The 6,245-nt window shown below is 71.5% G+C and carries 5 protein-coding genes; 4 read left to right on the top strand and 1 reads right to left on the bottom strand.

Annotated elements, in window-relative coordinates; genetic code table 11:
• Positions 1-163: 163 nt before the first annotated feature.
• Positions 164-1,351 carry a helix-turn-helix domain-containing protein gene (locus tag HWD93_RS18010; protein ID WP_261647557.1) on the bottom strand — a complete coding sequence of 396 codons (1,188 nt, stop codon included), beginning with the start codon at positions 1,349-1,351 and terminating at the stop codon, positions 164-166.
• Between the two features lie 66 nt (positions 1,352-1,417).
• Here HWD93_RS18010 and HWD93_RS18005 point away from each other — a divergent pair, with 66 nt between their 5' ends.
• From HWD93_RS18005 to pgi, 4 genes are all read left to right on the top strand, one after another.
• Positions 1,418-1,723, top strand: a complete 306-nt coding sequence (locus HWD93_RS18005; RefSeq protein WP_139199276.1) for a metal-sensitive transcriptional regulator — start codon at positions 1,418-1,420, stop codon at positions 1,721-1,723.
• 11 nt (positions 1,724-1,734) lie between these two features.
• Positions 1,735-1,953, top strand: a complete 219-nt coding sequence (locus tag HWD93_RS18000; RefSeq protein ID WP_229086755.1) for a heavy-metal-associated domain-containing protein — start codon at positions 1,735-1,737, stop codon at positions 1,951-1,953.
• Entirely contained in the window at positions 1,950-4,175 is a 2,226-nt protein-coding gene (locus HWD93_RS17995; protein WP_261647556.1) for a heavy metal translocating P-type ATPase, read from the top strand. Before HWD93_RS18000 ends, HWD93_RS17995 begins: the two co-directional genes overlap by 4 nt.
• Before the next feature lie 145 nt (positions 4,176-4,320).
• Complete coding sequence (pgi, locus tag HWD93_RS17990) at positions 4,321-6,030, top strand: glucose-6-phosphate isomerase (RefSeq protein ID WP_261647555.1); 1,710 nt, start codon at positions 4,321-4,323, stop codon at positions 6,028-6,030.
• Positions 6,031-6,245 lie beyond the last annotated feature (215 nt).

Here is a 6,245-nt window from a genome sequence, read left to right as displayed (position 1 = left end):
CATGTTCGTTCCTTCCGTAGACCCGCCGGGCGATCCCAGCGGTTGCTGTTCACGGATGAGACGGGGCCCACCAGACGTTCGTCACACGGAGGTGATCGGATTCAGGAACTTTTCAGAGACACCGCCGGATGCCTGCGTTTCCGTACCCCGGCTGGTGGGACGTTCAGCGGACTGCGCTGATTCCGTCCGTCTGGTTGCGTTCTGCAGCACCACGGATCGACCGCACGGCCGCCATCGGGGACTCGCCCCGTTCCTCCAGGAAGAGCTGCTGGAGCCGACGCGGACGTACCCCGGCCGCGTCCGCGATCGCCTGCAGCGTCAGCGGCTCGTCGCGGTGCGACTCGATGAACTCGACGGCACGGCGGAGCCGCCAGGAGGCACGGCCCGGCTTGGCGGCGCGCGACGAGCGGAGCGTCGTGGCCGGGTCCTCGCCGTACCGGTCGCGGTACGCGCCGGCGAGGCGGCCGTGGTTCGTGAAGCCCCAGCGTCGGGCGATCTCGGTGACGCTCTCGTCGCCGTCCGAGTGCAGGAGCTCGCGTCGGACGCGGTCGAGCCGGTGGTCGCGGAGGAACCGGTGCGGGGTCGAGTCGAGCGTCCGCGCGAAGACGTCCTGCAGCCCCCGCTGGCTGAGCCCGCACGCGGCGGCGATCTCGGGGACCGAGGGACGTTCGGCGGCGTGCTCCTCGATGAACCGCACCGCGTCCCGCAGACGGTTCGCCACCGGGACGTCCGATCCGCGGTTCCGGATCGGGAAGGTGTCGAGGACGACGACGGCGAGCCGCCGGTTGAGGGCCGTCCGCATCGGTCCGAGCACGCGGTCGTCGACGAGCATCGGGCCGATCTCGCGGACGAGGTGGCGGAGGGGTTCCTGGCGCGCGACGGCCTCGTCCTGCTGCTCGAACAGGAGCGGCCCGTCGGGGAGGGCGAAGCCGAGGTCCCGCCCGACCGTGCGGAGGAACCGGTCGGCGATGTGCACGCCGTTGTAGACCGTGCCCGTGGACTCGAAGCGGTAGGCCTCGGACGCCGAGGCGATGTACGGGCTCCCGGGCTCCACCACGCGGGAGCGGTCCGCGAAGTGCATCTCGAGCTGGCCCCTGGTGAGCCAGAACACGACGTGGTCGTCCCGCGGGCCGATGACGCCACCGCGCTTCCCGCCCTCGGCGCGCATCGTGCGGAGCGTCAGGTCGTCGTCGCCCACGACCGTGTACTCGTAGCGGGCGTCCTCGGTCGCGAACGTGTCGGAGGCGAAGTCCGAGCCGTGGTACTCGGCCTCGAAGATGTCGGAGTAGTCCGAGCCGTCGGCGTCCGCGAACCGCAGCCTGCGGAAGCCGTTCGTCGCCGCCTCGGTCATGGGCGCATCCTGCCATGGTTGCGCGTTCGGCGTCAGGGAATACCCTAGGGGGGTACCGTATTGACCATGACGGAGGCCAGCATGCACGAACACGTCGGCTACATCGGCGACAAGGACGACCTGCTCAAGCGACTCCGCCGAGCCGAGGGTCAGGTCCGCGGCATCGCCCGCATGGTCGAGGACGAGACGTACTGCATCGACGTCCTCACCCAGATCTCCGCAGCGAACCGGGCGCTCGAGCGTGTCGCCCTGTCGCTGCTCGAGGACCACCTCAAGCACTGCGTCGCCGAGGCCGTCGCCGAGGGCGGCGAGGCCGCCGACGCCAAGGTCCGCGAAGCCAGCGAGGCCATCGCCCGACTCGTCCGCTCCTGAAGGGAACCACCATGAACACCGAACTGCTGCTCGTCGAGGGAATGACCTGCGACCACTGCGTGATGAGCGTCACCGAGGAGCTCACCGAGCTCGACGGCGTGTCCGACGTCCGGGTGCGACTCGTCCCCGGCGGTGCGTCCGAGGTCACGGTGACGTCCGACGCCCCGGTGGCGTCCGACGCGCTCCGCGCCGCGGTCACCGAGGCCGGCTACGAGGTCGTGCGGTCGTGACGGACGGCGCGGTCGAACTCGACATCACGGGGATGACGTGCGCCTCGTGCGCGAACCGCATCGAACGGAAGCTCGGCAAGCTCCCCGGCGTCACGGCGACCGTGAACTACGCGACCGAGAAGGCCACGGTCTCCGGCAGCTCGGACACCGGCGCGCTCATCGCGGCCGTGGAGTCGGCGGGGTACGGGGCGTCCGTGCCCACCCCGCCCGCACCGGACGACCCCGCCGCTCCGCGCGAGGACGATGCGTCCGCGGCGCTCCGGCAGCGCCTGGTCGTCTCCGCTGTCCTCGCCGTCCCCGTCGTCGTCCTGTCGATGGTGCCCGTGCTGCAGTTCCCGAACTGGCAGTGGCTGGCCCTCGCACTCGCCGCCCCCGTGGCCGTGTGGGGCGCCCTGCCCTTCCACCGCGCTGCGTGGGTGAACGCCCGGCACGGTGCCGCGACGATGGACACCCTCGTGAGCGTCGGCGTGCTCGCCGCGTTCGGGTGGTCGCTGTACGCGCTGTTCCTCGGTGACGCCGGGATGCCCGGCATGCACATGACCTTCTCGTGGTTCGCCACCGACCCCGAGGCGAGCGACCTGTACCTCGAGGTCGCGTCTGCCGTGACCGTGTTCATCCTCGCCGGGCGGTACATGGAGGCCCGCGCGAAGCAGCAGTCCGGGGCCGCGCTCCGTGCACTGCTCGAACTCGGGGCGAAGGACGCGACAGTGCTCCGCGGGGGATCCGAGTCCCGTGTGCCCGCCGCGTCGCTGGTCGTCGGCGACGTGGTCGTCGTGCGGCCGGGAGAGCGGATCCCGAGCGACGGCACCGTGCGCGAGGGCTCGTCGGCCGTCGACCTCAGCATGCTCACGGGCGAGTCCGTGCCCGTCGAGGTCCGTCCGGGCGACGACGTCACCGGCGCCACGATCAACGTCGGCGGGCCGCTCGTCGTCACGATCACCCGGGTCGGAGCCGACACCGAACTCGCCCGCATGGGCCGTCTCATCGAGGACGCGCAGACCGGGAAGGCCGAGGTCCAGCGCCTCGCCGACCGGGTGTCCGGCGTCTTCGTCCCGATCGTCATCGGGCTCGCGGTGCTGGCCTTCGTCGGGTGGCTCGTCCTCGGCGGCTCCCTGACGGCGGCCTTCACCGCGGCGGTGGCCACGCTCATCATCGCCTGCCCCTGCGCGCTCGGACTCGCGACCCCGACCGCGTTGCTCGTCGGGACCGGCCGGGGATCGCAGCTCGGGATCCTCATCGGCGGTCCGCAGGTCCTCGAACAGACCCGCGGCGTCGACACGATCGTCCTCGACAAGACCGGCACCGTCACCACGGGGTCGATGGCCCTCCGCTCGGTCACCGGCACGCCGGACACCGACGACGCGGCGGTCCTCCGTCTCGCCGCCGCGGTCGAGGACGGCTCCGAGCACCCGGTCGCGCGCGCGATCGTCACGGCCGCACGGGCCCGCGGACTCGACGTCGCCGGTGCGACGCAGTTCACCGCGACGCCCGGCGCCGGCGTCCAGGCGGTCGTCGACGGCGAGGTCGTGCTCGTCGGGACCGTCGCGTGGCTCGAGGCGTCGTGGGCGATCACGGTGCCCGACGCCGTGGCGCAGACGGTCCGGGACGCCGAGGCGGACGGCGGCACGGCGGTCGTCGTCGCGACGGACGGACGCGCGCTCGGCGTGGTCGTCGTCGCGGACACGGTCAAGCCCGAGGCGGCGGACGCCGTCCGGCGCTTCGTGGAGCTCGGCCTGCACCCGGTACTGCTCACCGGCGACAACGAGGGCGCTGCCCGAGCCGTCGCCGCCTCGGTCGGCATCGACGAGGTGCACGCCCGAGCCACCCCGGCCTCGAAGCTCGAGACCGTCCGTCGCCTGCAGGCCGAGGGGCGCAGCGTGGCGATGGTCGGCGACGGCGTGAACGACGCCGCAGCCCTGGCCGCTGCCGACCTCGGCATCGCGATGGGGGCCGGCACGGACGCGGCGATCGCAGCGAGCGACATCACGGTGGTCAGCGGCCGCCTGACGGTCGTGGCCGAGGCGATCCGGCTGTCCCGGGCCACCCTGCGCACGATCAAGGGGAACCTGTTCTGGGCGTTCGCGTACAACGTGGCGGCGATCCCGCTCGCGATGGCGGGGCTGCTCAACCCGGTGCTCGCCGGTGCCGCGATGGCGTTCTCGTCGGTGTTCGTCGTGACGAACAGCCTGCGCCTGCGCCGCTTCGCCCCGCTGCCCGGGTGACGCGCGCAGCGAACGCACCCCGTGCCTCCCGTCCGGCGGTGCGCGCCACCCGTCGGACGGCGCTACGCTCGAAGACGGTCCGCGACGCAGCGCTGCGGTGACCCGCGGGCTTGTACGTCTTGAAGGTGATCCCAGGAGGACCCAAGTGACCGAATCCGCTCCCGTCGACCCCACATCGACCGACGGCTGGAAGAAGCTCGCCGGCATCGCCGACGGCTTCACCCCGGACCTGCGAGGGTGGTTCGACACAGACCCCGGTCGTGCCGAGCGCTACACGTTCCAGGCCGCCGACCTGACCGTGGACCTGTCGAAGGGCCTCGTCACCGACGAGATCCTCAAGGACCTGCTGCAGGTCGCGAAGGACACCGGCGTCGCCGAGCGCTTCCAGGCGATGCTCGCCGGTGAACACATCAACGCCACCGAGGACCGCGCCGTCCTGCACACCGCCCTCCGCCGCCCGAAGGGTGCCTCGCCGGCGCTCGTCGTGGACGGCCAGGACGTCGACGCCGACGTGCACGCCACGCTCGACAAGGTCTACGCCTTCGCCACGAAGGTCCGCGACGGGTCCTGGACCGGTGTCACCGGCAAGCGCATCGAGACCGTCGTGAACATCGGCATCGGTGGCTCGGACCTCGGCCCGGTCATGGTCTACGAGGCCCTGAAGCCGTACGTGCAGCCCGGGCTCGAGGCGCGCTTCGTCTCGAACATCGACCCCGCGGACATCTACGAGAAGACCGCGGACCTCGACCCCGAGACCACGCTCTTCATCGTCGCCTCGAAGACCTTCGGCACGCTCGAGACCCTCACGAACGCCCGCCTCGCACGGCAGTGGCTCTGGGAGCGGCTCGGCCTCACCGACGCCTCCGACGACGAGAAGTCGAACGCCGTCGCGAAGCACTTCGTGGCCGTCTCGACCGCGCTCGACAAGGTCGCCGCGTTCGGCATCGACCCGGAGAACGCCTTCGGCTTCTGGGACTGGGTGGGCGGCCGCTACTCGGTCGACTCCGCCATCGGCACGAGCGTCGTCATCGCCATCGGCCCGGAGAACTGGGAGCAGTTCCTCGCGGGCTTCCACGCCATCGACGAGCACGTCCGCACGACGCCGCTCGAGCAGAACGTCCCCGTCCTGATGGGCCTGCTCAACGTCTGGTACTCGAACTTCCTCGGCGCGCAGAGCCACGCGGTCCTGCCGTACACGCAGTACCTTCACCGCTTCGCCGCGTACCTGCAGCAGCTCACCATGGAGTCGAACGGCAAGCGCGTCCGCTGGGACGGCTCGCCCGTCACCACCGAGACCGGCGAGGTCTTCTGGGGCGAGCCGGGCACGAACGGCCAGCACGCGTTCTACCAGCTCATCCACCAGGGCACGCGACTCATCCCGACGGACTTCATCACGGTCGCGAAGCCCGCTCGTCCGCTGAAGGACGAGACCGGCGACGGCGGGGCCGTGCAGCCCGGGCAGGACGTCCACGCGCTGTTCCTCGCGAACTTCTTCGCCCAGACGAAGGCGCTCGCGTTCGGCAAGACCGCGGACGAGGTCCGCGCCGAGGGCACCACGGACGAGGCCATCGTCTCCGCCCGCACGTTCACCGGCAACAAGCCGTCGACGTCGATCCTCGCGCCGGAGCTCACCCCGAGCGTCCTCGGCCAGCTCATCGCGCTGTACGAGCACATCGTGTTCACCGAGGGCACCATCTGGGGCATCGACTCGTTCGACCAGTGGGGCGTCGAGCTCGGCAAGCAGCTGGCGCTGCAGATCGCCCCGGCGGTCGACGGCGACCAGGCTGCGCTGGACGCGCAGGACTCCTCGACGAAGGCGCTCATCGCCAAGTACCTGGAGCTGCGCGGCGAGTAGCGCACGCACCTGACTGACTGGAGGCGCGGTGCCGGCTGGCACCGCGCCTCCCGTCCGTCTGCTGGTCGCCCTGCGGCCGGCGGCCGTTTCGCGCTCACCGACAGTCCACGCGCCGCCGGGACCGTGAAGTGTCGGTGCGCACGAAAGTCCGGCCGGCCGGCCGCGCTACTTCTTGCCGCCGCCGAGCAGGCCGCCCAGGCTGCCGAGGATGCCGC

Origin of the sequence: Curtobacterium sp. C2H10 (genome assembly GCF_025407985.1) — a bacterium.
Taxonomy (GTDB): domain Bacteria; phylum Actinomycetota; class Actinomycetes; order Actinomycetales; family Microbacteriaceae; genus Curtobacterium.
Note: the sequence above shows the minus strand (reverse complement) of the source record. Positions and strands in the feature narration are given on the sequence as shown.

Coding starts and splice junctions, on each gene's coding strand:
- HWD93_RS18010 (WP_261647557.1), bottom strand. CDS start 1,351: ATGACCGAGGCGGCGACGAACGGCTTCCGCAGGCTGCGGTTCGCGGAC.
- HWD93_RS18005 (WP_139199276.1), top strand. CDS start 1,418: ATGACGGAGGCCAGCATGCACGAACACGTCGGCTACATCGGCGACAAG.
- HWD93_RS18000 (WP_229086755.1), top strand. CDS start 1,735: ATGAACACCGAACTGCTGCTCGTCGAGGGAATGACCTGCGACCACTGC.